This window comes from Nocardia asteroides, from assembly GCA_019930625.1.
GTDB classification, from domain to species: Bacteria; Actinomycetota; Actinomycetes; order Mycobacteriales; family Mycobacteriaceae; genus Nocardia; species Nocardia sputi.
The window spans coordinates 2,559,717-2,582,443 of sequence record CP082844.1; the positions used below are offsets into that span (position 1 = coordinate 2,559,717).

A 22,727-nucleotide genomic window follows, 5' to 3' on the forward strand; every position below is an offset into this window, starting at 1 on the left:
CCGTGGCAGGACGAGGGACGGTCGACCCCGCCCAGATGCGGGCCGCGGTCGCGGCGGTGAGCGAGTGGTTGCGCGACGAGTCCGAGAAAGCGCCTACGCGTGCGACACTCGCGGCGGCGGTGCGGACCACTGCGCGCTCGCTGGCAGCCTCCGCGCCCGGTCACTCGGTGGAGATCCGGGTGCCGCCATTCGTCGCGGTGCAGTGCGTCGAGGGGCCCCGGCACACCAGGGGCACCCCACCGAACGTCGTCGAGACCGACCCGCGTACCTGGCTCCTGCTGGCCACCGGGCTGCTGGACTTCGACGCCGCCGTGACCTCCGGTGCGGTCAGCGCCTCGGGCACCCGTGCGGCCGAGATAGCCCACTGGCTGCCGATCGTGCGGGCCACGACTGCCTGACGCGGACCGCGCACCCGCGATCGAGGAGCGTGTCCGGCTGCGGAGCTCGCCGTGGCTTCGAGAGCGTCGGTGACCCTCGGGGCGGGTGCCGCCGCCCGCAATGCCGAGTATTCCGACGCGCCGGGTCACGCCTGGAGGATGTTGCGGCGCTCCAGCCCCTTGCGGTCGTAGAAACGGGTGACCGCCGCACCGAAGATGAGCCCGATCGCCAAGCCGAGGACCGCCATCCACACTCCGCGGGTGAGTCCCGCCTCGAAACTCGAGTCGAAGTACAGGATCGAGCGCACCCCGAGGAACACCTGGTGCATGGGCTCGAAGGAGGCGAGCCAGCCGAAGTACTGCGGTGTCGCCTCGATCGGCACCGTTCCTCCGGAGGACGGCAAGCCGAGGATGACGAACAGGATCAGGTTCACCAGCAGGCCCGCCGAGCCGATCGCCGCCAGCATGGACAGACCGGTCACGCCCACGGCGGTCATGGCGAGCGCGCTGTAGAGGTAGAGGGCGAGCGGATTGCCGATCGGCATGTCCAGCAGCTTGCCGACGACCAGGAACACCGCGGCGACGATGTTCGCCGCGAGCACGAACACGCCCCACTTGAGCAGCAGGGTCCGGAACCGGGAGATCGGCGTCGGCGGATAGTGCACATACCAGGGGCCGTATTCGGTGGGCACGAAGCCGAGCTGGGCATCGATCATGGTGTGGATCACCATCGCGCCGACCACACCGGCCAACAGCAGCAACAGGGCGTAGAAGAACGCGGTCAGTCCCTGGCCGCTGCCGTGCGGAAGCGGATGATACTGCTGCTCGACCACCTGGATCGGCGACGCCAGCGCGACCTTGGTCGCACCCGTGAGTTCGGGCGCGGGGGGACCTCCGGGCGGCGGGGCGAGTTGCGCGGTCACCTGATCGAGCAACTGCTTGCCGACCTGCTTGTTCACCTCGGCCAGCGCCTCGTTGCCGACCCGCAGCACGATTTGGGTGCCGAACGCGCCGGTGCGCGGGTTGGTCTGCAACGTGATGATCGGCCGCTGGATATCGCCGGGTATGACACTGCCCACACCCAAGTTGCCGAGCCGCTTGCTGAAATCGCTCGGGATGACGATCGCGCCGTAGACCTGCCCGGACTGCATCTGCCGCTCGGATTCGTTGATGCTGATCACACGCAGGTCGACCTTGTCGGACGGCACCCCGGCGGACAGCGCTTCGGTGATCTGGTTGCCGAAATCGACCTGCCGCTTGTCCGCGCCGCTGCCGATGGTGTCGCCGACGTCCTGATTGACCAGGGCGATCGGGAAATCGTGCAGGTTCTTCTCCGGATCGACGACATAGTCGAGGTACATGATGCCCAGCAGCGCGGTGAGCAGGCTCAGCACCGCGAGCGGAAAGAGCACCATCCGAGGCCATGGCCTGCGCGCCGGGGCCGCGCCCGACTCCGTCTTGCCCGCATCGTCCGTAGTCGTCACGGTGCGCACCGTAACAGCTGGCGCTACCGGAAATGCCGCGCTTCGCAGCACCTGGATTGCCGCTCGGATGCGGCGGCCGTGCGACCGCGCCGCCGACCACCCGTAGAATGAAATTCGCCCCCAGCCCGCCCGAACAGGGAGCAAACGGTGACCAACGCCGAACTGCCGGTCGACAGCATTTCCGCCCCCTCGTATTCCGCTCCGGACGTCGATGAGAACGAGCCGCGCGAGGAGTGCGGAGTGTTCGGAGTCTGGGCGCCGAGCGAAGAAGTGGCCAAGCTCACGTATTACGGTCTCTATGCTTTGCAGCACCGTGGGCAGGAGGCGGCGGGCATCGCGGTCTCGGACGGTTCGCAGATCCTCGTCTTCAAGGACCTGGGTCTGGTCAGCCAGGTGTTCGACGAGCAGACGCTGGCGGCCATGCCGGGGCACATCGCCGTCGGTCACTGTCGCTACTCCACCACGGGCGGGGTGACCTGGGAAAACGCCCAGCCCATCTTCCGTACCACCGCGGTCGGTTCCGGCCTTGCCCTGGGACACAACGGCAATCTGGTCAACACCGCCGAATTGGCGAGTCGCGCACGCGAATACGGCTTGCTCGGCGCCTCCGTTCGCGGCGGCCGCCCGCAACCCGCGGCCGCGACCTCCGACTCCGATGTGGTCACCGCGCTGCTCGCGCACGCCGCCGCCGACTCCAGCATCGAGCAGGCCGCGATGGAACTGCTGCCCACTTTGAAGGGCGCGTTCTGCCTGACCTTCATGGACGAGCACACGCTCTACGCCGCGCGCGACCCGCACGGCGTGCGCCCGCTGTGCCTGGGCAGGCTCGAGCGTGGCTGGGTCGTTGCCAGTGAGACCGCCGCGCTGGACATCGTCGGCGCCGCCTTCGTCCGCGAGATCGAACCCGGCGAACTGCTGGCGATCGACGCCGAGGGCGTGCGCTCGATGCGCTTCGCCAACCCCGAGCCCAAGGGCTGCGTCTTCGAGTACGTGTACCTGGCCCGGCCGGACAGCACCATCGCCGGCCGGTCGGTGCACGCCACGAGAGTGGAGATCGGCCGTCGCCTGGCCAAGGAGCATCCCGTCGACGCCGACCTGGTGATCCCGGTGCCCGAATCCGGCACGCCGGCGGCCGTCGGTTACGCCCAGGGGTCGGGGGTGCCATACGGCCAGGGCCTGATGAAGAACGCCTACGTCGGGCGCACGTTCATTCAGCCGAGCCAGACCATCCGGCAGCTGGGCATCCGGCTCAAGCTCAATCCGCTGCGCGAGGTCATCCGGGGCAAGCGTCTGATCGTCGTGGACGATTCGATCGTGCGCGGCAACACCCAGCGCGCGCTGATCCGGATGTTGCGGGAGGCGGGCGCGTTGGAGATTCACGTGCGGATCGCCTCGCCGCCGGTGAAATGGCCGTGCTTCTACGGTATCGACTTCGCCTCACGCGCGGAGCTGATCGCCAACGGCGCGGGGACCGAGGGCGACGTCGCGGACATGGTCGAGGGCGTGCGCCGGTCCATCGGCGCCGACACGCTCGGCTACATCTCCCTCGACGGCATGATCGCCGCGACCGAGCAGCCGCGCTCGCGGCTGTGCGCCGCGTGCTTCGACGGCAACTATCCCATCCCGCTGCCCACCGAGGCGGCCATCGGGAAAAACGTGCTCGAGGGCATGCTCACCGGCCAGTCCGAGGCCGCACTGCTCGGGGACAACGCGAATGCGAGCGCGCTGAGCCGTCCCTGAGCCTGGTTCGCCGCGGCACGCGGTTCGGTTTCGTCCGAGGCGTTCTCGCGGATCGTGTTCGTTTGTCGCGCACCGCGAGCTGGCGTGCTCGAGACATCGCGCGGTCCGTCCTCCACCGATCCTGGACGTACGACCGGTTTTCCGGCGGTCGTAGTCGCGGCACATAACACCTGCTGACGTCGCCGCGAGTTTTCTTCGAAAACGTAACGTGCCGAAAATGCTTCATAGGTACGGTGCCGATCAGATCGGAAGTTCACCCGGTCCGCACCGGGCCTGCGATTCAGGGGGAATGCGGTGCGGCGCTCGAGAAGTGGGGCCGTGATGAGGAATTCGAGGTTCGGTCGCTCGGCGGGGACGCGCGCCCTCGCGGTCGTCGGCTTGGTGACGTTGGCCGCGTCGGCGCTGGCGGGCTGTGGTTCCGGACGAACCGGTGCGGGCGGTGACGGCCTGGTGACGGGCACCACCGACAAGATCTTCTCCCTCGATCCGGCGGCGGCATACGACAACGGGTCGCTGGTCGCCGAGACACAGATCTACCAGTACCTGCTCAACTTCGCCCCCGGCGACGCGACGCCTCGGCCGGACGCGGCGCAGAAGTGCGAGTTCACCGCGCCGACGGTGTACACCTGCACGCTGAAGGACAACCTGAAGTTCGCCAACGGCAACCCGCTGACGGCGACCAGCGTCAAGTTCTCCTTCGACCGGATGCTGCGGATCAACGACCCGAACGGGCCCGCGTCCCTGCTCGGCAACCTGGAGAAGACCGACGTGGTGGACGTGCGCACGGTCGCGTTCACATTGAAGGTGGCCAACGACCAGACCTTCCCCGCGATCCTGCCCACCCAGGCGGGGCCGATCGTCGACGAGAGGGTGTACGCGCCGGACAAGGTCATGCCGGACGAGGACGTGGTGCGTGCCAAGGGCTACTCCGGTCCGTACACCATCGCCGGTTACGACAAGAACAAGCTGGTCGAGTACCGAACGTTCGCCGATTACAACGGCATCCTCGGGACCCCGAAGACCGAGACGGTAGCGACGAAGTACTACGCCACCACCGACAACATGAAGCTCGACCTGCAGAACGGGTCGCTGGACGTCGGATATCGATCGTTCACACCCACCGACATCGAATCGCTGCGGGCCGACAGCGAGGTCACCGTCCACGAGGGCCCCGGCGGCGAATTGCGCTACATCGTGTTCAACCTGGACACCATGCCGGGCGGCACGCCGGAGCAGAAGCTGGCCGTGCGCAAGGCCGTCGCGTCCACCGTCGACCGGGCGGCGCTGGCCGACGGTGTCTACAAGAACACCTATCTGCCCGCGTATTCCTCGGTCCCGCAGGGCATGCCGGGCGCGGCGGAGCCGTTCAAGGATCTCTACGGCGCCCAGCCGAACAAGGACCAGGCGGCGAAGTTCCTCGCCGACGCCGGGGTGGCGACGCCGGTAGAGCTGAATCTCCAATACAACCCCGACCACTACGGCTCCAGCAGCTCCGAGGAGTACGCCGCGATCAAGTCGCAGCTGGAGGCCACCGGCTTGTTCCGGGTGAACCTGCAATCCACCGAGTGGGTGACCTACCAGCGGGAACGAGCCCGCGACAGCTATCCGCTCTACCAGTTCGGCTGGTTCCCGGACTTCCCGGACCCGGACAACTACCTCTCTCCGTTCTTCGGTCCGAACAATTTCTTGCAGTCGCATTTCGAGGACCCGGGCATCTCCGCGCAGTTGATCGCCCAGGCGACCCAACCCGACAAGGACAAGCGATTCCAGCAGATCCAGCAGATCCAGCGTGACCTCGCGCGGAACTTCCTGCCGATCGTTCCGCTGCTGTCCGGCAAACAGATCGCGGTCGCGGCCGCGGGCGTGCAAGGCGTGGAGCAGACGCTCGACGCGTCGTTCAAGTTCCGCTACGCGGTGCTGAGCAAGTGAGTTCCGGCGACACAGCCGGGCCCGGAACGACTATTTCGGCGGACATCGAACCGAAACCTGTCCGGACCCGGCGCTTCGGCCCGCGGCGAACGGGCAGGGGTGGCGAGCAGTCCCGTCCTCTCGCGTTGGCGCGCTACCTCGGCGTGCGCCTGCTGCTGATTCCGGTGACCGCGTGGATCCTGGTGACGGTCGTGTTCTTCCTGATGCGCGTGGTCGGCGACCCGATCAGCGCGGCGATGGGCGGGCGCATGACCCAGCAACAGATCGAAGCGCGCAAGGAGGCGGCCGGGCTGAACCGGCCGATCCTGGCCCAGTACCGGGACTACCTCTCCGGGCTCTTGCACGGGGACCTCGGGCGCTCTCAGGACAACCGGGAGATCAGCGAGGTGGTCGTCACCTACGGCGCGGCATCGCTGGAACTGGTGTGCTGGGCCCTGGTCGTCGCGTTCGCGATCGGCATCCCGCTGGGCAGATACGCCGCGACCCATCGGGATTCGACCGCCGACACCGGGCTGCGGTTGCTGGCGATCCTGTTCTACGCCGCACCGGTCTTCTTCGTCGGGCTGTTGCTGAAGCTGGTGTTCGCGGTGCGGCTGGGCTGGCTGCCGGTGGCGGGCCGGGCGAGCACCAACGTGGAGTTGCGATTGCAGCACGTGTCGCCGAAAACGAACATCATGGTGATCGACGCGATCCGCTACGGCGACTCCCGATACCTGCTCGACGTGCTGGAACATGCCGTGCTGCCCGCCATCGCCCTGGGCCTGCTCACGGCGGGCATCTTCCTGCGGCTGGTGCGGATCAACCTGATCCAGACCCTCCGCGCCGACTACGTGGAGGCGGCGCGGGCGCGTGGCCTGTCCCGGCGGGTGGTGACCGGCCGGCATGCCTTCCGCAACGCGATGATCCCGATCGTCACGGTGATGGGCATGCAGATCGCGATGATGCTCGGCGCGTCGGTGCTCACCGAGACCACGTTCGAGTGGAAGGGCCTCGGCTACCAGCTCACGCAGTACCTGTCGGCACGCGATTTCGTCGCCGTGCAAGGCATCGTCGCGTTCATCGCACTGATCGTGGCCGTGATGAGCTTCGTGGTGGACGTGCTGGTGGCGCTGATCGATCCAAGGGTGAGGTTCTGATGAGCGCTCCGGAACTGTTGACCGAAACGCTGGTCACACCGCCCGCGGCGCGCCGGGGTGTGCCGGGCTTGCGGTTGTTCTCGCTGACGGCGGGTTTACAGCGAGCGACGTTGATCCTCGGGCTGGGCTCGATCGGCGTCTTCGTGGTCGCCGCCCTCTTCGCTCCGCTGATCGCGCCGTACGGATTCGCCCAGAGCGCCGCCGACGGCTTCGATTTCGTCCGTCAGCAAGCGCCGTCGGCCGAGCACTGGTTCGGCACCTCGGTGCGCGGGGAAGACGTGTTCTCCCGGGTGCTCTACGGTGCGCGCACCGCATTGTGGGTGATCACGATCTCGCTGGTGCTCTCGCTGCTGATCGGCGTGCCGCTCGGGCTGCTGTCCGGCTATATCGGCCGCTGGCCGGACCGGCTGCTGGTGTTGTTCATGGACGCGATGTACGCGTTCCCGACGCTCCTGCTGGCGATCGTGGTATCCATCGTGGTCGCGGGCGGTCGCTCGACCAGCCTGGGTGGTGTGCTGTCGGCGGCGGTGGCCATCACGGCGGTGTTCGTGCCGCAGTATTTCCGTGTGGTGCGCAACGCGACCGTGGCCGTGAAGCAGGAGCCCTACGTCGACGCGGCCAGGGTGACCGGCGCGTCGACCACGCGAATCCTGTTCCGGCACATCCTCGCCAACGTCACCCAGTCGCTGCCGGTGATCGTCACGCTCAACGGGTCGGAGGCCATCCTCACCCTGGCCGGCCTGGGTTTCCTCGGTTTCGGCATCGAACCGACTCAGGCCGCGGAGTGGGGCTTCGACCTGAACAAGGCGTTGTCGGACGTGTCCAACGGCATCTGGTGGACCGGCGTCTTCCCCGGCGTAGCCATCGTGTTCGTCGTGCTCGGCATGACTTTGGTCGGCGAGAGCCTCAACGAAGTGCTCAACCCGATGCTGCGCACCCGTCGCGCCGCGGCGGTGATCCGGGCCGATGTCGCCGAGCCCGAGGGTGCGTCCCACGAGCGGGGCACAACGGGTGCGAGAGCAAAGGATGCGACCGATGGCTGAGTCCTTCGCAGCCGACCGTAGGCGGCCCGCCCTGTCCATCGAATCGCTGTCGGTCACCTTCGCCACCGACGCGGGGCCGGTGCACGCGGTCACCGACGTCACTTACGAGGTCGATCCGGGGGAAGTGCTGGCCATCGTCGGGGAATCCGGTTCGGGCAAGTCGGTGAGCTCGCGCACGGCGATGGGTCTGCTGCCGGAGACGGCGACCGTGCGCGGCCTGGTCACCCTGGGCGGCCAGCAGGTCACCGCGATGAGCGAGAAGCAGCTCACCGCACTGCGCGGCGGCGCGATCTCGATGGTGTTCCAGGAACCGGGCCTGGCGCTGGACCCCTTGTTCACCGTCGGCTTCCAGATCGGCGAGGCGCTGCGGGCGCATACCGATCTGACCAAGAAGGCCGCGAAGGCACGCGCCGTGGAGTTGTTGCGCCTGGTCGGCTTGCCCGACCCCGAGTACCGGGTGGACTACTACCCACACCAGCTCTCCGGCGGCCAGAAACAACGCGTGATGATCGCCATCGCCATCGCCTGCGAGCCGAAGGTGATCATCGCAGACGAGCCCACCACGGCGCTGGACGTCACCGTGCAGGCCGAGATCCTCGCCCTGCTGCGGGACCTGCGCGACCGGATCGGCAGTGCGATCGTGCTGATCACGCACAACATGGGCGTGGTCGCCGATATCGCCGACCGCGTGGTGGTGATGCGAGACGGCATGGTGGTCGAGCAGGCCGCGGTGGACGAACTGTTCGCGCGTCCGGCGGCGGAGTACACCCGCACCCTGCTGGCCGCGGTGCCCCATCTGGGCGCCGAGCAGATCGCGCACCGCCCGGCGGCCGCCGTCGACAGCCAGGACGATCCGGTACTCGAGGTCCGCGATCTGGTGGTCGAATTCCCCGGCCCGTTCGGCAGGCCGCGCTTCCGCGCCGTTGACGGGGTGAGCCTGCGCATCGGTCCCGGCGAGACGCTCGGCCTGGTCGGCGAGTCCGGATCGGGCAAGTCGACCATCGGCCGCTGCGTCGCGGCACTGCAACGGCCGACCTCGGGAACGGTGCGGGTGCGCGGCCAGGACATCGCGGGACTGTCGCAGCGCAAGCTGCGGCCCCTCCGGCGGCGCTTCGGATTCGTCTTCCAGGACCCGGCCAGTTCGCTGAATCCCCGGCTCACCGTGGGCGAGTGCGTGGCCGAACCGCTGATCGTGCACAAGGCCGCGAGTTCCGCGGATATCCGGACCACAGTGCGCGGACTGCTCGATGATGTGCGGTTGCCCGCGGGCATCGAACGCCGGTATCCGCATGAGCTGTCCGGGGGACAGCGGCAGCGCGCCAGCCTGGCTCGCGCCCTGGTACTCGGCCCGGACCTGCTGGTCGCCGACGAGCCGACCAGCGCGCTCGACGTCTCGGTGCAGGCGGCGGTGCTGGAGCTGTTCGGTCAGCTCCAGCGCGAGTTCGGCTGGGCGTGCCTGTTCATCAGCCACGATCTGGCGGTGTGTGATCAGCTCGCCGACCACATCGTGGTGTTGCGCGGCGGCGCGGTGGTCGAAGAAGGTGATCGAGATCACATCCTGCGCACACCGCGGGAGGAGTACACCCGGCGTCTGGTCGAGGCGGTACCGGTGCCCGACCCGGTACGGCAGCGCCGACGCCGCACACGGCCGGCCGGGCGGTTCGCCGAGGGTGAGATGGACTGATGATCCGCTGTACGGCCCGCGCTGCCCTATTGTCAAGAGGGCGAGCCAACACCGGTGCGGGGTCGTTATCCGGCTCCGGTAGCGTGAGCAGGCATCTATCCGGCGATTCGGTTTGGAGCTTTCCCCGAAAATGACTGAACAGACCCCCAGTGGTGGTGCCTCGTACGCCGCGGCAGGCGTGGACATCGAGGCAGGTGACCGCGCCGTCGAGTTGTTCGGGCCATTGGCGAAGAAGGCGACCCGGCCGGAGGTCCAAGGCGGCCTCGGTGGTTTCGCCGGGCTGTTCGCGCTCAAGGGCGGCTACCGGGAACCGCTGCTGGCGGCCTCCACCGACGGCGTCGGCACCAAGATCGCGGTGGCGCAGGCGATGGACAAACACGACACGGTCGGCCTCGACCTGGTCGCCATGGTGGTGGACGACCTCGTGGTCTGCGGTGCGGAACCGCTGTTCCTGCAGGACTACATCGCCATCGGCAAGGTCGTCCCGGAGAAGGTCGCCGAACTCGTCTCCGGCATCGCCGAGGGCTGCGTGCGCGCCGGGTGCGCGCTGCTGGGCGGCGAGACCGCCGAGCACCCCGGCCTGATGGACCCGGACGACTACGACCTGTCCGCCACCGGCATCGGCGTGGTCGAAGCCGACGCGGTGCTCGGGCCGGACCGGGTCCGTCCCGGCGACGTGGTGATCGCCATGGGGTCCTCCGGTCTGCACTCCAACGGCTACAGCCTGGCTCGCAAGGTGCTGCTCGACATCGATCGCATGTCGCTCACCGGGCATGTCGAGGAATTCGGCCGCACCTTGGGCGAGGAGCTACTCGAGCCGACCAGGATCTACGCCAAGGACTGCCTAGCGCTGATCGCCGAGACCGATGTGCGCACCTTCGCACACGTCACCGGCGGCGGTTTGGCGGCCAATCTCGCCAGGGTGCTGCCGCCGGGCATGGTGGCCGAGCTGGATCGCGGCACGTGGAACCCGGCGCCGGTGTTCAAGATGATCGCCCAGCGCGGCCGGGTGGAGCGGGCCGAGATGGAGAAGACGTTCAACATGGGCGTCGGCATGGTCGCCGTGGTCGCTCCGGAGGACGTGGACCGGGCGCTGGCGGTGTTGACCGCGCGGCACATCGAGTGCTGGACACTCGGCACGGTCAAGAAGGCCAAGGACGCCGACGCCGTGCGCGCCGTGCTGATCGGTGAGCATCCGCGGTTCTGACCGCGGCGAAGACACGTCAGAGTCCCGCATCCGGTTCGATGCGGGACTCCAGTGTGTTGCAAGCCTTTTCGGCGCCAGTGACGTCGACCTGCGGCAACGTTCGAAGGGGGAGGCCCGTCGGCCTCCCCCTTCACACGTAAATCCGAGTCAGCGGCGCCAGTCGTCGTAGTCGTCCTCATCCCAGCGGGACAAGGAGTCGTCCGCGTCGTGCTCATCGGACAGCACACCACTCCGCTGGGAGGTGGGGCTTCCCGAAAGCTCGCGCTGAAGGCTCGCGAAGTCGGTCGGCGTCGAGCTGTACTTCAGCTCGCGTGCGACCTTGGTCTGCTTTGCCTTAGCCCGGCCACGGCCCATGGCTGACCCCCTCGCGTCACAGCGGGGCGGCCTGGGGTTTGGTGGCGGCCCCGTTCGAATTAATACTCTTCCTGACAGACACTTTAGCGTGTGTCCGGCGGTCTCGCTTCCAGGAGTGGGTGAAGAACTCCGGAACCGGTGCCGTTTGCCCGCTTGTCGCCCGCCGTGGAATAGCTAGAGTACGCCCGGTATAGCGCGAATCACACCGACTCGAGCGCCCCCACCGAGCACCGCGGGGGCCGCCAGCTCCGCGTGCGCATCGGTCCACTCGATCCCCATCCGATGCAGAATGGCCAGCGTCAACGGCATTCGAGCGCGATCGTGGCCGTCATCGATCTTGTACGCGAAAGCCGATCCGTCCGGCAGCGCCCCAGCGTGCACGCCGTCCGCGCCGATCTTGCACACCAGCCCCGGCGTGGCCCGCATGGCGAGCAGGTCGGGGCCGTTGGTGCCGCAAATCACTCGCGGATGGGCGCGGATCGCGTCGGCGACCCGGCGTTCCGGGGTGCCGGTCTCGGCGGTCGCCATGGTCGCGAACACCCGTGCGAGGTTGACCAGCGAGACCGGGATGATCGGTAGCCCACAGCCGTCGATGCCCAGATCGGCTTCCGGCTCGCCGGTCAGATCGGCCACCGTGGCGATCACCGCCCGCTGCAGCGGATGCGCCTGGTCCTGGTAGCCCTCGGTGGGCCAGCCGTTGACCGCGCAGGTCGCGAGCATCGCCGCGTGCTTGCCGGAGCAGTTCATGTAGATGGGATGCGGCTGCCGCCCGTCGGCCAGCGCCGCGGCACGGGCGCGCTCGTCGTAGGGCAGATCGGCCGGGCAGGCCAGGGACGAGTCGGGGAAGCCGAAGCGGTCCAGCAGCCTGCGCACCAGCGCGACGTGGTCCGGTTCGCCGAAGTGCGAGGCGGTGGCGATGGCCAGTTCGGCGTCGTCGAGCGGTTGGAAACCGTTGCGCAGCATGGTGATCGCCTGCATCGGCTTGTTCGTCGAGCGAGGGAAGAGCGGCAGATGCACCTCACCCAGCTCGAGGGTCGGCTCGCCCGCGGCGTCGAGCACCACCACCGAGCCGCGGTGCACGCATTCTCGGAAACCCGAGCGGACGACTTCGACCAGTTCCACACTCACAGTCGCGCTCCCGTGCCCAGGTCGCCGGCTTCGGCCGCCGTATCCCGCTGCGCGGCGGCGCGCGCGGCGTTGGCATGTCTGCGCGCGTGCCGCTCGACCTGCATGCGCACTTCGTCGGAGACGGTCGGCTCCTCGGCCAGCAGGATCGCGAGCAGGTCGAGATCGGCGCCGGTGAACACGTCGCGGACGGTGATGCCGTGGTCGGGGACGTGCACGACCGAGATCGGGTCGCCGGCCCCGATCGTTCCCTCGGTGAGCACCCGCAGGTAGGCGCCGGTGTCGCTGCGCAGCGTGAACCGCTTCACCCACTGCTTCTCGCCACTCCAGTGCTGGAACGTCGCGCACGGCACGCGCGGTGCGGTGACCTCCAGCAAGGTGTCGCCGACCGACCAGCGCGCGCCGATCACCGAATCGCTGACCGGAAGCCCACTGACCCGCAAGTTTTCGCCGAACCACCCGGCGGGCAGCTCACGGCCGAGTTCCTCGCCCCAGCGGCGGGCATCCTCGTCGGCGTAGGCGTAGACGGCCTGGTGCACGCCACCGTGGTATTTGGTGTCGCAGACGTAGTCGCCGTCCAAACCGCGTGCGCGCACCGCGACCCGCCCGGCAACCGGTCGCTTGTCGATGGCGGTGCGGCCGACCCGCCCCGGCATCTCGAGTTCGGCGTGCACGACGCAGGCGGCGAGGACCTCGCCGGTGTCACCGACGCGCATGGGCAGCGCTCCTCTCGTCAAAGAGGTCAGGGATGGGGAACTCGGCGCTGAGCAAGGGTGGAGACGTCGGCTCGGGAAGGCCCCACGCCGGCTGGTGCTCGGTCAACAGGTCAGCGCCCGCGCAGCCGGTCGATCGCGGCCCGGCCTGCCTGCGGCGCGTCGTCGGAGGGCACCGAATCGGGATCGATGGACGCCGCGACCGGTCCCGCGGCCAGCGCGGTGTCGGCCGGAACCGCGCGCTTGACCAGGGCAAGGGCGATCGGGCCGAGTTCGTGGTGGTCGACCACTGTGCCGAGCCTGCCGACCGTGCGTCCACCCGCGGTGACATCGTCGCCGGTGACCGGGCGCTCGTCCGCCGAACCGTCGAGGTGCAGCAGCAGTAGATGCCGCGGCGGCTTGCCGAGATTGTGCACCCTGGCCACGGTTTCCTGGCCGCGATAGCAGCCCTTGTCCAGGTGCACCGCGCCCTGTTCGGCGACACCGCCGATCCAGCGGGCCTCGTGCGGGATGGTCCGCTCGTCTGTGTCCAGTCCGATCCGCGGGCGAACGGCCGCGACGCGCAGCGCCTCGAAGGCCCACATCCCGGCGGGGGCGGCCCCGGCGGCGGTGAGCCGGGCCCACAGGTCGGTCAGCTGATCGCGGGGGACGACCAGGTCGAAGGAGTCGGGCGTCGGCCACGGCATCCGGCGCACGAAACCGCCGCCGGGCAGGGGCGCCGCCTCGTACACGCCGGGAAGAGCGGTGACGCCGAGCGCTTCGGTCAGGCCGGTGACGCCTGGCCCGAGCAGGCTCAGCACCGCGTGGTCGGTAGCTTCGACCGGCTTGGCGTCGGCCCAGAAGACCATGCGCTGCAGGAACGCGAGCAGGTCGGGACCGCGCTCGGCCTCGGTGTCGATCCAGACGGTGCCGTCCAGCTCGGTGAGCACGAAGTGGTGCAGCACCCGGCCGTTCAGATCGAGGTCGAGATTCTCCGCGGACTGCCCGTCACCGAGGTCGGCGACATGCTGACTCGAGATGGTGTGCAACCAGGTGAGCCGCTCCGCGCCGGTGATGCGCAGGACGTAACGATGCGAACGGTCGACGATCGCGGCGCGCTGCGCCGCCGCGCGCTGTTCGCCGAACGGATCGCCGTAGTGCCAGGAGACGGCGGCGTCGGGTGAACCCACCGCTCCCGCGACGGCTCCCGACACACTGAGGATGGGGCTGGGCGCAACGACCACGGACACCTCTCCCACTCTAGGCGGGGCCGCTCGGTGGTGCGCGAACCGGGCCGCCGCGCCGGAGTCCGGCATAGCGGATCGGCATTGTGCGAGCATTGTGGCCGGGGTTGCGGGGAACCTCGACAAAAGGTCTCGCGAAAGCGGCCGTGACGTAGGCATTGTCCGCTCTCAGCGCCTACGCTCGTCGCATGGTGGATCGAGTTCTGGTAACTCTTGATGGCGCTGTCCGGGATGCGGATGCGCCGTTGTTGTTTGCGGACGATATTGGCGTATTGCGTGGCGATGGTGTCTTCGAAACGGTTCTCGTGCGCGCGGGCGTCGCGTGCGCGATCGAATTTCATCTAGGCAGATTGCGCCGTTCCGCACAGGCGCTCGATCTGCCCGAGCCGGAGCTGGGCCGATGGCGCGAGGCGGTGGAGACCGCCGCCAAGGAGTGGGGCAGCGAACGCGAAGGCGTGATGCGGCTGGTGCTGACCCGCGGCCGCGACTCCGAGCTGGCAGGCACGCCCGACAAGGTCAAGACCGGTGACCTCGCCGCCGCCGTGCCGGTGCCGACGGCTTTCGTGCTCGTGGTGCCGGTGCCCGAGCGCGTGGAGAAGGCCCGCACCGAAGGCGTCGCCGTGGTGAGCCTGTCGCGTGGCATCTCGGTCGACCTCGCGCAGGCGGCGCCGTGGCAGTTGCTCGGAGCCAAAACGCTGTCCTACGCCACCAACATGGCCGCCCTGCGATTCGCCGCGCGGATGGGCGCGGACGACGTGATCTTCACCAGTACGGAGAACCGGGTGCTGGAGGGGCCGCGGTCCACCGTGGTGATCGCGCGCGACAAGCAGCTGATCACCCCGCCCGCCAAGAACGGCGTGCTGCCCGGCGTCACCCAGCGCGCGCTGTTCGCCGAGGCCGAGAAGGCGGGCTGGCAGTGCCGGTATCACTCGCTGTTCACCGCCGACCTGCTCACCTGCGACAGCATCTGGATGTTGTCGAGCATCTCGCTTGCGGCGCGGGTCAATTCGCTGGACGGCCTGCGGATGTCCGCGCCGGACAACGCCGCGGAGATCATCGAGCTGGTCGACCGCGGCATCGAGCGGGCGGGCGCCATCGGCGACTGGTGACTGCCCGCCTCTGGCGGAAGTCGGGCGTACCGGCCGGTTGCCGCGGCGGGGCGGGAGTGCTCGCGGAATCGGTTATGGGTAGGCGGGGCGTCCTGGTGATCAGCGCTGCCCCGTGATCTCCGTCCTATTCGGCGGGGAGCGGGGTGGCGATGAGCACGCGAAACCCGCCGAATGGGCGGTAACTGCGCTGCTCTCGTGGTCTAGGCCGCATTGTCGGCAGTCGCCTCCGGCGTAGTCTTACTACGACATGTCGTAGACAGGTAGGAGGCCGGCTTGAACGCTTTGGACATCTCGCGATGGCAGTTCGGCATCACGACGGTCTATCACTTCCTCCTGGTGCCGCTGACCATCGGACTCGCCCCGCTGGTGGCTGCCATGCAGACGGCATGGGTGATCACCGGCAGACAGCATTGGCTGCGGCTGACCAAGTTCTTCGGCAAGCTGTTCCTGATCAACTTCGCGCTCGGTGTCGCGACCGGCATCGTGCAGGAGTTCCAGTTCGGCATGAACTGGAGCGAGTACTCCCGGTTCGTCGGCGATGTGTTCGGCGCCCCGCTCGCGCTGGAAGGCTTGATCGCCTTCTTCATGGAGTCGACCTTCCTCGGACTGTGGATCTTCGGCTGGACCCGGCTGCCGAAACTGCTGCACCTCGGCGCGATCTGGATGGTCGCGATCGGCGTGAACGCCTCGGCGTACTTCATCGTCGCGGCCAACTCGTTCATGCAGCATCCGGTCGGGGCCCGCTACAACCCGGAGACCGGTCGCGCGGAGCTGGAGAGCATCGTGGCGGTGCTCACCAACAACACCTTGCTGGCGGCTTTCCCGCACGTGGTCGCCGGATCCTTCCTTACGGCGGGCACGTTCGTCGCGGGCATCGCGGGCTGGTGGATGGTGCGCAACGCACGCAGCGGCGATGAGGCGAAACTCGCCGACGCGCGCGCGATGTGGCGGCCGGCCGCGCGGGCGGGCATCGTCGTGACCGTGGTGTCGCTGGCCGCGCTGATCTACACCGGTGACGTGCAAGGCAAGCTGATGTTCGAGCAGCAGCCGATGAAGATGGCCTCGGCGGAATCGTTGTGCCACACCGCGACCGATCCCCATTTCTCCGTCCTCACCGTCGGCACGCACAACAACTGCGACAGCGTCACACACGTGCTCGAAGTGCCGTACGTGCTGCCCTGGCTGGCGGAGGGGGAGTTCACCGGCGTGACGCTGGACGGCGTCGTCGACCTGCAGAAGGCATACAACGAACAGTTCGGAGTCGGCGACTACCGGCCGAACCTGTTCGTCACCTACTGGTCGTTCCGCGCCATGATCGGCCTGTCGGCGGGTTCGGCGTTGCTCGCGCTGGCCGGGCTGTGGCTGACCCGCCGCGGCCGGGTACCCGACCAGCGCTGGTTCTCCTGGCTGAGCCTGCTGGTCATCCCGACGCCGTTCCTGGCCAACAGCGCGGGATGGGTGTTCACCGAGATGGGGCGCCAGCCCTGGGTGGTCGTGCCCAATCCCACCGGCGACCCGAACGTGCGTCTCACCGTCGCGCAGGGCGTCTCGAACCACTCGGCCGGCGTCGTGCTGTTCTCGCTGATCACCTTCACGCTGCTGTACGGCGCGCTCGCGATCGTGTGGTTCTACCTGATGCGCCGGTACGTGATCCACGGGCCCGACCCGGCCGCACGCTTCGCCCACGACAAGGACGACACGGACGCGTCCTCGGGCGACCGGCGTGCCGAAGAATCTGCCGTCGAACAACTTTCGTTCGCCTACTAGGAGCCGGCGATGAGTCTGCAAGAGTTCTGGTTCGTCTTGATCGGCGTGCTGTTCACCGGCTACTTCGTGCTGGAGGGCTTCGATTTCGGCGTCGGCATGCTCATGCCGATCCTCGGCAAGGGATCCGACGTGCGCAGGCGCGCGGTGCTCAACACGATCGGACCGGTGTGGGATGCCAACGAGGTCTGGCTGATCACCGCGGGCGCCGCGATGTTCGCCGCGTTCCCGGAGTGGTACGCCAGCCTGTTCTCGGGTTTCTATCTGGCGTTGCTGCTGGTGCTCGTCGCGCTGATCCTGCGGATCTGCGCCATCGAGTACCGCGGCAAGATCGACGACCCGCGCTGGCGGGCCCGCTGCGATGTCGGCATCGGCATCGGTTCCTGGGTTCCGGCGCTGGCCTGGGGCTGGGTGTTCGCCAACGTGGTGCACGGGGTTCCGCTGAACGAGAAGAAGCAGTTCGCGGGTTCGGTGGCGGACCTGTTCGGGCCCTACGCCCTGCTGGGCGGTTCGGCGACCGGACTGCTGTTCGCGCTGCACGGAGCGATGTTCCTGGTGCTGAAGACCGCCGGTGAGATACGCGACGACGCGCGGCGCACGGCCCGGCTGCTGTTGATCCCGACCGTGCTGGTGGTCGGCGGATTCGGCGTGTGGACCCAGCTTTCCCACGGGACAGGCTGGACATGGATCCCGCTGGGGCTGGCCGTGCTCGGACTCGTCGTCGCGGCGGCCGCCGACTTCGCGCACCGCGACGGGTGGGCGTTCACCGGCACCACGGTGACCGTCGCCGCGGCGACCGCGCTGCTGTTCGGGTCGCTCTTCCCCAACGTGCTTCCCTCGACGATAGATGCGGCATTCGATCTGACGATCCACAACGCGTCCTCGACCCCGTACACGCTGAAGGTGATGAGCTGGGCTGCGGCACTGGTCACGCCGGTCGTGCTGGTGTACCAGGGTTGGACGTACTGGGTGTTCCGCAAGCGGATCACCGTCGAGCAGATCCCGCCACCGGTCGGTCTGCCCTTGCAGCCCGCGAAGGATTGACGCCATGGCCCGTCCGCCGATCGATCCGCGCCTGTGGCGGTATGCCCGCTCGGCCCGCGGCTACCTGGCGCTGAGCGTGCTGCTGTCGCTGGTCGTCACCGCGGCGATCGTGGCGACGGCGGTGATGATCGGACGGGTGCTGGCCGGGGTGGTCACCGACCCTGGCCAGCGTTCCCTCGGTGCGTGGACGATCGAACTGGTCGTGCTCGCGCTCGCGATCACGGGCCGGGTGCTCGCCACTTGGTGGCAGTCCCGGCTGGCGCACCGAGCGGGCGCGAGCGTGGTGGCGGAGCTGGAAAGCGCGGTGCTCGCCGCAGGCGCGCGACTGTCCCCCCGCGAACTCGACACGCGCCGGACGGAATTGGCGGTGGTCGTCGGCACGGGGTTGTCCGGGTTGCGCGGCTATCTCGTCGGTTACCTGCCCGCTCTGCTGCTGGCGGTGCTGGTTCCGCCCATCGTGCTCACGGTCATCGCGGCGCACGATGTGACGTCCGGAGTGATCGTGGTGATCACGTTGCCGCTCATCCCGATATTCATGATCCTCATCGGGCTGCTGACCCAGGGGCGCGCCGAAGCCACGCTCGCGGCCACCACCCGGCTGTCGGACCAATTGCTCGACCTGTTCGCGGGCATGCCGACGTTGCGTGCGCTCGGCCGGGAAACCGGCGCCGAGCAACCCCTTCCGCCTCAACACGCCGCGCGGGCGCGGCAGGAGGACCCCGGCGCCGGCCACGCGAGCACCATGCGGCACCGCGTACGCGATCTCGGTGACACGCTGCGGCAGCGCACCATGCGGGCGCTGCGCGTGGCCTTCCTGTCCTCGATGGTGCTGGAACTGCTCGCGACCCTGAGCGTGGCGCTGATCGCGGTGTCCATCGGGCTGCGCCTGGTCTTCGGTGACATGAGCCTGTACGCGGGCTTGGTGGCGCTGGTGCTCGCGCCCGAGGTGTACCTGCCGCTGCGGATGGTCGGTGAACGGTTCCATGCCGCACAGGACGGTATGGCAGCCGCGGACAAGGCGTTCGCGATCCTCGAATCCACGCCTGCCGAGCGGGCCGGCATCACGGGGACGGCACCGGACGAGTCGATGGCAGTCCACAAGGGCGGCGGCATCGAGGGGTGGAAACCCGCCGTGACGACGTTCGGCCGCGGCATCTCCGCAGGGGGTGCTGCGACGATCGCTCTGCGCGACCTCTCGGTGCGGGCCCGGGACGGGTTCGCACCCGCGGATTTGTCGGCGACCTTGCGGCCCGGCTCCCTCACGGTGCTGGCCGGTCCCAACGGAAGCGGCAAAACAACTGCCGTGCAGGCGATCCTGGGGCTGCTCAGCCCTGACCGAGGCGCTGCGACCGTCGACGGCGTGGACGTACGTGAGCTGGACGCGGACCATTGGTGGGCGCGGGTGGCGTGGCTGCCGCAGCGTCCGGTCCTGGTGCCGGGCACCTTGCGGGACAACCTGGACCTGCTCGGCGTGCACACGGCCGACCACACCGCGCCCGGTCCCGCGCGAGTCGTCGGCGATCTCGAAGCGGCATGTCTGGCGACCGGTTTCGACGCCGTGCTGGACGAACTGCCCGACCGCTGGAATACCCTCGTCGGGCCCGGCGGTGTGGGTCTGTCGCTCGGCCAGCGCCAACGTCTCGCGCTGACCAGGGTGCTGGCCACCGACCGCCCGATCCTGCTGCTCGATGAGCCGACCGCGCACCTCGATGCGGTCGCCGAAGCCACCGTGCTGGCCGCCCTCCAGGGAAGGGCCCGCGCGGGAGCGACAGTCGTCGTGATCGGGCATCGTCCCACCCTGCTCGCCGCGGCCGACCATGTCGTGCGGGTACGAGCCGACCGAGCGGAGGCCCTCCGATGAGCACGCGAATAGCCGCTCGTCCGCGCGGTGCGGGCGCTCTGCTCGATGATCTGCGCCGGATGTGGGCGCTGCTCGCATTGTCTCGCCTGCGGGTCGCGGTGGCGATCGGGTGGGGTGTGCTGGCGCTGGGCAGTGGGCTCGGGCTCGCGGCGCTGGCGGCGTGGTTGATCGCGCGAGCCTGGCAGATGCCGCCGGTACTCGACCTGAGCATCGCCGTGGTCACGGTGCGCGCGCTCGGGATCTCCCGTGGTCTGTGCCGGTATCTGGAACGACTCGCCACCCACGACGTCGCCCTGCGAGCCATGACGACGGCGCGTACGACGGTCTATCGAACGCTCGCACGCTCGGATTTCTGGCTGCGCCGACCGGAGACCTCGGGCGGCCGCGTGGACACCGGGACTTCCGGCCCGCCGCGCCGCGGCGACCTGCTCGTCCGTATCGGCAGCGACATCGACGATCTGGGGGCGGTGGTGGTGCGTGCGTTCGTGCCGGTCGCGGTGGCCGTCGTCCTCGCGGTCGCGGCCGTCGCGCTCCTGGCGACGATCTCGCCTGCCGCTGCCGCGATCCTGGCCGGCGCGCTGGCCCTGTCGGGCATCGTCGCACCGTGGCTGTCGGCCGAGGCGGCGTCCGCGGCCGAACGCGCCGTGCGCGCCGACCGGGCGGAGTTCACCGCGCAGGCTCTGACGGTCCTCGACCATGCCGCCGAACTGCGCGTCGCCGGACGCCTCGACGCCGCCCTCGCCGCGGCGGGAGAAGCGTCGCGCCGGGCGGTCGCCGCCGAGGACCGGGCTGCCGCGCGCAGCGCTTGGTCGGCCGCGGCCACCCCGCTGTCGATCGGCGTCACCGTGCTGGCCGCTCTCCTCATCGGCATCACGGTCTACGGTCCCGACGGCGGCACACCGGGTGCGATGACACCTATGGCGCTCGTCGTCTTGGTCCTGTTGCCGCTGTCGGCCTTCGAAGCGGTCGGCCCGCTGCCCGCCGCGGCGCAGGCCCTGACCACCGCCCGCGCGGCCCTGCGTCGCCTGACCGAATTCGAATCCCCTGATGGTGGGTCGGTGAGCCCCGCGGCTGAACTCGTTTCGGGCGCGACCGACTCCGGTGACGCCCCACCCGGGTGGGTTGCAGAGCTGGGACAAGAACAAAGGCGGAGTGTCGCTTCCGCCCGGCCCGGCGAGGTGCGTGTGCCGGAGCTGCCCCGGGGACGACGCATCGCCGTGGTCGGCCCGAGCGGCGCCGGGAAGACGACACTGCTGATGACATGGGCGGGGTTGTTCGGCACACCCCGCCCCGGCGTCACCTTCTTCGCCGAAGACGCGCACCTCTTCGGCACCTCCGTACTGGAGAATCTGCGGGTCGCCCGCGGCGATCTCACCGCAGGGCAAGCCGAGAAGGCGCTGCGCGCCGTTGGTCTCGGGGACTGGTTGGACGGGCTGCCGGAAGGAATCCATACCGACCTGGTGGGCGGAGCGGCGGCCGTCTCGGGCGGCCAGCGCCGTCGGATCCTGCTCGCCCGCGCCCTGGTGTCGCCCGCGCGGGTGTTGCTGCTCGACGAGCCGACCGAGCACCTGGAGGCCGAGGCCGGCGCGAAGCTGCTGCGCGACTTGCTGGATGCCGACAGCGGGCTCGTCGAGCCCGACCGCATCGTGGTCGTCGTCACCCACCAATTGCCGGACGACCAGCGGGCCGACACGGTGCTGCGCATAGCGGCGTCGGGCCAGGTCACGACCGATTACGCGCGCCGTGAACCGGCTTGTGGCGCCACCCTTTCCGCCCACCGAGAAATTCCGTTGCCGAGCCGCTGACGCATCGCTAGATTCGTTCGTACACGAGGAAGGAGGTGGTTCGAAGAATGGATATTCATAGGACACGTGAGGTGGCTGTCCGCTAGCGCCACCGCTGCAGGTGGATTTCGCCCGCGCGAGCGCTGAGCGAATTCCAGGCAGTCACCCGGCCCCCGAGCCCCGGTCTGTCCGACCGGACCTGTGCCACGCGAGTGGCACCGGTATGGCTCGGGGGCTGTTCCATTTTCGTCTGTCCGGGAACAGTGGCTTGCGCTCCTCGGAAGACTGAACTCCGGTGGTGGTGGAGAACCTAGCCGATGTAGCGCTGAAGGCGGGCCGAGAGGCGGGGTTCGAGCGGGCCGTCGGCTACGACGCGTTCCTCGACGTAAGCCAGGTCGCCGCCTTCGACGATGCCGTAGAGGCGCTTGGCGCCGCCCACGACGACGCCGGACTGGCTGCGGATCACCACGTCGGTGGCCAGTTCCCAGGACGACTGGGTCAGCGCCTGCCCGTAGAACAGCTCCACGATGCCGCTGCTGTGCGAGAGCAGCAATTCGATGACCTCGTCGTTGCCGTCGATGCCGACTCGCCAGAAGCCGCTCTCCCGAAGGTCGGGGCCGTCGTAGCCGCCGTCGGCGCCGATCACCCAGGACCGGGACTCCCAGGCCAGGTAGTCACCGCCGTCGTGCGAGACGACGATCTGCTGGCCGAATCGGTAGTCACCGCGCTCGGGATCGTTGCCTTCCCCCTCGCCGCGCCATACGCCCACCAGCGGGAGTAGCGCGAGCATCGAGGCGCTCAGATCCGGTCCCAAGCGCAGGTTGGCGGTGTCCTCGGGCAGCGGAAGATCCGGCAGGACCGGGATATTGCGGGCGCCGGTCGATTTCGCCCGTTCGGCAGCGTCGGCCACAGCCTGGTCGCCGCTACGGCGACCGGCGAAATCGGCCGGAGCGTCGCCGTTCAGTTGTTCACTCGCTCGCTCGGCCGGGTTGGAACCTTCGCTCGCGAGTTCGCTCATGATTCGGTGAAGAGCCGGTAGAAGACGTAGAGGCCGAACCAGCCGATCAGAACGGCCACGGCCACCAGCAGAATCTCGAAGAAGAGGACCACGTTCCCGAGTTTAACGACCCCCCTTCCGCGGTACGCAAAC

The 22,727-nt window shown here is 68.8% G+C and carries 18 protein-coding genes; 12 read left to right on the forward strand and 6 right to left on the reverse strand.

The features are described 5' to 3' along the window. The first annotated feature begins 35 nt into the window (after positions 1 to 35). Entirely contained in the window at positions 36 to 398 is a 363-nt protein-coding gene (locus tag K8O92_11640) for a hypothetical protein (protein UAK35634.1), read from the forward strand. 125 nt (positions 399 to 523) lie between these two features. On the opposite strand, the gene K8O92_11645 is transcribed toward K8O92_11640, so the two are convergent. Next, positions 524 to 1,792 carry an SNG1 family protein gene (locus K8O92_11645; GenBank protein UAK35635.1) on the reverse strand — a complete coding sequence of 423 codons (1,269 nt, stop codon included), beginning with the start codon at positions 1,790 to 1,792 and terminating at the stop codon, positions 524 to 526. Positions 1,793 to 2,008: 216 nt separating this feature from the next. On the opposite strand from K8O92_11645, the gene purF reads away from it, so the two are divergent. From purF to purM, 6 genes are all read left to right on the forward strand, one after another. Continuing rightward, complete coding sequence (gene purF / locus K8O92_11650; protein UAK34438.1) at positions 2,009 to 3,601, forward strand: amidophosphoribosyltransferase; 1,593 nt, start codon at positions 2,009 to 2,011, stop codon at positions 3,599 to 3,601. A 321-nt stretch (positions 3,602 to 3,922) separates the two neighbouring features. After that, entirely contained in the window at positions 3,923 to 5,530 is a 1,608-nt protein-coding gene (locus K8O92_11655) for a peptide ABC transporter substrate-binding protein (GenBank protein ID UAK34439.1), read from the forward strand. 143 nt (positions 5,531 to 5,673) lie between these two features. Further along, positions 5,674 to 6,666 (forward strand): ABC transporter permease, encoded by a 993-nt coding sequence (locus tag K8O92_11660; GenBank protein UAK35636.1) that lies wholly within the window; start codon positions 5,674 to 5,676, stop codon positions 6,664 to 6,666. After that, the gene (locus tag K8O92_11665; protein ID UAK34440.1) at positions 6,666 to 7,709 is read left to right on the forward strand and encodes an ABC transporter permease; all 1,044 of its coding nucleotides are present in this window, start codon (positions 6,666 to 6,668) and stop codon (positions 7,707 to 7,709) included. Before K8O92_11660 ends, K8O92_11665 begins: the two co-directional genes overlap by 1 nt. Continuing rightward, positions 7,702 to 9,393 (forward strand): ABC transporter ATP-binding protein, encoded by a 1,692-nt coding sequence (locus K8O92_11670; protein UAK34441.1) that lies wholly within the window; start codon positions 7,702 to 7,704, stop codon positions 9,391 to 9,393. The genes K8O92_11665 and K8O92_11670 overlap by 8 nt, the downstream gene beginning before the upstream one ends. A gap of 130 nt (positions 9,394 to 9,523) precedes the next feature. Next, entirely contained in the window at positions 9,524 to 10,600 is a 1,077-nt protein-coding gene (purM, locus tag K8O92_11675) for a phosphoribosylformylglycinamidine cyclo-ligase (protein UAK34442.1), read from the forward strand. A 147-nt stretch (positions 10,601 to 10,747) separates the two neighbouring features. Here purM and K8O92_11680 read toward each other — a convergent pair whose 3' ends face one another. From K8O92_11680 to K8O92_11695, 4 genes are all read right to left on the reverse strand, one after another. Then, positions 10,748 to 10,954 (reverse strand): DUF3073 domain-containing protein, encoded by a 207-nt coding sequence (locus tag K8O92_11680; protein ID UAK34443.1) that lies wholly within the window; start codon positions 10,952 to 10,954, stop codon positions 10,748 to 10,750. A 174-nt stretch (positions 10,955 to 11,128) separates the two neighbouring features. Continuing rightward, positions 11,129 to 12,082, reverse strand: a complete 954-nt coding sequence (locus K8O92_11685) for an asparaginase (protein UAK34444.1) — start codon at positions 12,080 to 12,082, stop codon at positions 11,129 to 11,131. Continuing rightward, positions 12,079 to 12,795 carry an MOSC domain-containing protein gene (locus K8O92_11690; GenBank protein UAK34445.1) on the reverse strand — a complete coding sequence of 239 codons (717 nt, stop codon included), beginning with the start codon at positions 12,793 to 12,795 and terminating at the stop codon, positions 12,079 to 12,081. The genes K8O92_11685 and K8O92_11690 overlap by 4 nt, the downstream gene beginning before the upstream one ends. 110 nt (positions 12,796 to 12,905) lie before the next feature. Next, positions 12,906 to 14,087 carry a folate-binding protein gene (locus K8O92_11695; GenBank protein ID UAK34446.1) on the reverse strand — a complete coding sequence of 394 codons (1,182 nt, stop codon included), beginning with the start codon at positions 14,085 to 14,087 and terminating at the stop codon, positions 12,906 to 12,908. A gap of 116 nt (positions 14,088 to 14,203) precedes the next feature. On the opposite strand from K8O92_11695, the gene K8O92_11700 reads away from it, so the two are divergent. The 5 genes from K8O92_11700 (at position 14,204) to cydC (ending at position 21,598) form a co-directional block, all read left to right on the forward strand. Further along, positions 14,204 to 15,124 carry an aminodeoxychorismate lyase gene (locus K8O92_11700; protein ID UAK34447.1) on the forward strand — a complete coding sequence of 307 codons (921 nt, stop codon included), beginning with the start codon at positions 14,204 to 14,206 and terminating at the stop codon, positions 15,122 to 15,124. A gap of 273 nt (positions 15,125 to 15,397) precedes the next feature. Beyond that, complete coding sequence (locus tag K8O92_11705) at positions 15,398 to 16,891, forward strand: cytochrome ubiquinol oxidase subunit I (GenBank protein UAK34448.1); 1,494 nt, start codon at positions 15,398 to 15,400, stop codon at positions 16,889 to 16,891. A gap of 9 nt (positions 16,892 to 16,900) precedes the next feature. Further along, positions 16,901 to 17,932, forward strand: coding sequence for a cytochrome d ubiquinol oxidase subunit II (gene cydB / locus K8O92_11710; GenBank protein UAK34449.1), 1,032 nt, complete (start codon positions 16,901 to 16,903; stop codon positions 17,930 to 17,932). 4 nt (positions 17,933 to 17,936) lie between these two features. Continuing rightward, complete coding sequence (locus K8O92_11715; protein ID UAK34450.1) at positions 17,937 to 19,793, forward strand: ATP-binding cassette domain-containing protein; 1,857 nt, start codon at positions 17,937 to 17,939, stop codon at positions 19,791 to 19,793. Next, the gene (cydC, locus tag K8O92_11720) at positions 19,790 to 21,598 is read left to right on the forward strand and encodes a thiol reductant ABC exporter subunit CydC (protein UAK34451.1); all 1,809 of its coding nucleotides are present in this window, start codon (positions 19,790 to 19,792) and stop codon (positions 21,596 to 21,598) included. The genes K8O92_11715 and cydC overlap by 4 nt, the downstream gene beginning before the upstream one ends. Positions 21,599 to 21,887: 289 nt before the next feature. On the opposite strand, the gene K8O92_11725 is transcribed toward cydC, so the two are convergent. Beyond that, positions 21,888 to 22,595, reverse strand: coding sequence for an FABP family protein (locus tag K8O92_11725; GenBank protein UAK34452.1), 708 nt, complete (start codon positions 22,593 to 22,595; stop codon positions 21,888 to 21,890). Positions 22,596 to 22,727 lie beyond the last annotated feature (132 nt).

Coding starts and splice junctions, on each gene's coding strand:
- K8O92_11640 (UAK35634.1), top strand. CDS start 36: ATGCGGGCCGCGGTCGCGGCGGTGAGCGAGTGGTTGCGCGACGAGTCC.
- K8O92_11645 (UAK35635.1), bottom strand. CDS start 1,792: ATGGTGCTCTTTCCGCTCGCGGTGCTGAGCCTGCTCACCGCGCTGCTG.
- K8O92_11655 (UAK34439.1), top strand. CDS start 3,923: ATGAGGAATTCGAGGTTCGGTCGCTCGGCGGGGACGCGCGCCCTCGCG.
- K8O92_11665 (UAK34440.1), top strand. CDS start 6,666: ATGAGCGCTCCGGAACTGTTGACCGAAACGCTGGTCACACCGCCCGCG.
- K8O92_11670 (UAK34441.1), top strand. CDS start 7,702: ATGGCTGAGTCCTTCGCAGCCGACCGTAGGCGGCCCGCCCTGTCCATC.
- purM (UAK34442.1), top strand. CDS start 9,524: ATGACTGAACAGACCCCCAGTGGTGGTGCCTCGTACGCCGCGGCAGGC.
- K8O92_11680 (UAK34443.1), bottom strand. CDS start 10,954: ATGGGCCGTGGCCGGGCTAAGGCAAAGCAGACCAAGGTCGCACGCGAG.
- K8O92_11690 (UAK34445.1), bottom strand. CDS start 12,795: ATGCGCGTCGGTGACACCGGCGAGGTCCTCGCCGCCTGCGTCGTGCAC.
- K8O92_11695 (UAK34446.1), bottom strand. CDS start 14,087: ATGCCGGACTCCGGCGCGGCGGCCCGGTTCGCGCACCACCGAGCGGCC.
- K8O92_11700 (UAK34447.1), top strand. CDS start 14,204: ATGGTGGATCGAGTTCTGGTAACTCTTGATGGCGCTGTCCGGGATGCG.
- cydB (UAK34449.1), top strand. CDS start 16,901: ATGAGTCTGCAAGAGTTCTGGTTCGTCTTGATCGGCGTGCTGTTCACC.
- K8O92_11715 (UAK34450.1), top strand. CDS start 17,937: ATGGCCCGTCCGCCGATCGATCCGCGCCTGTGGCGGTATGCCCGCTCG.
- cydC (UAK34451.1), top strand. CDS start 19,790: ATGAGCACGCGAATAGCCGCTCGTCCGCGCGGTGCGGGCGCTCTGCTC.
- K8O92_11725 (UAK34452.1), bottom strand. CDS start 22,595: ATGAGCGAACTCGCGAGCGAAGGTTCCAACCCGGCCGAGCGAGCGAGT.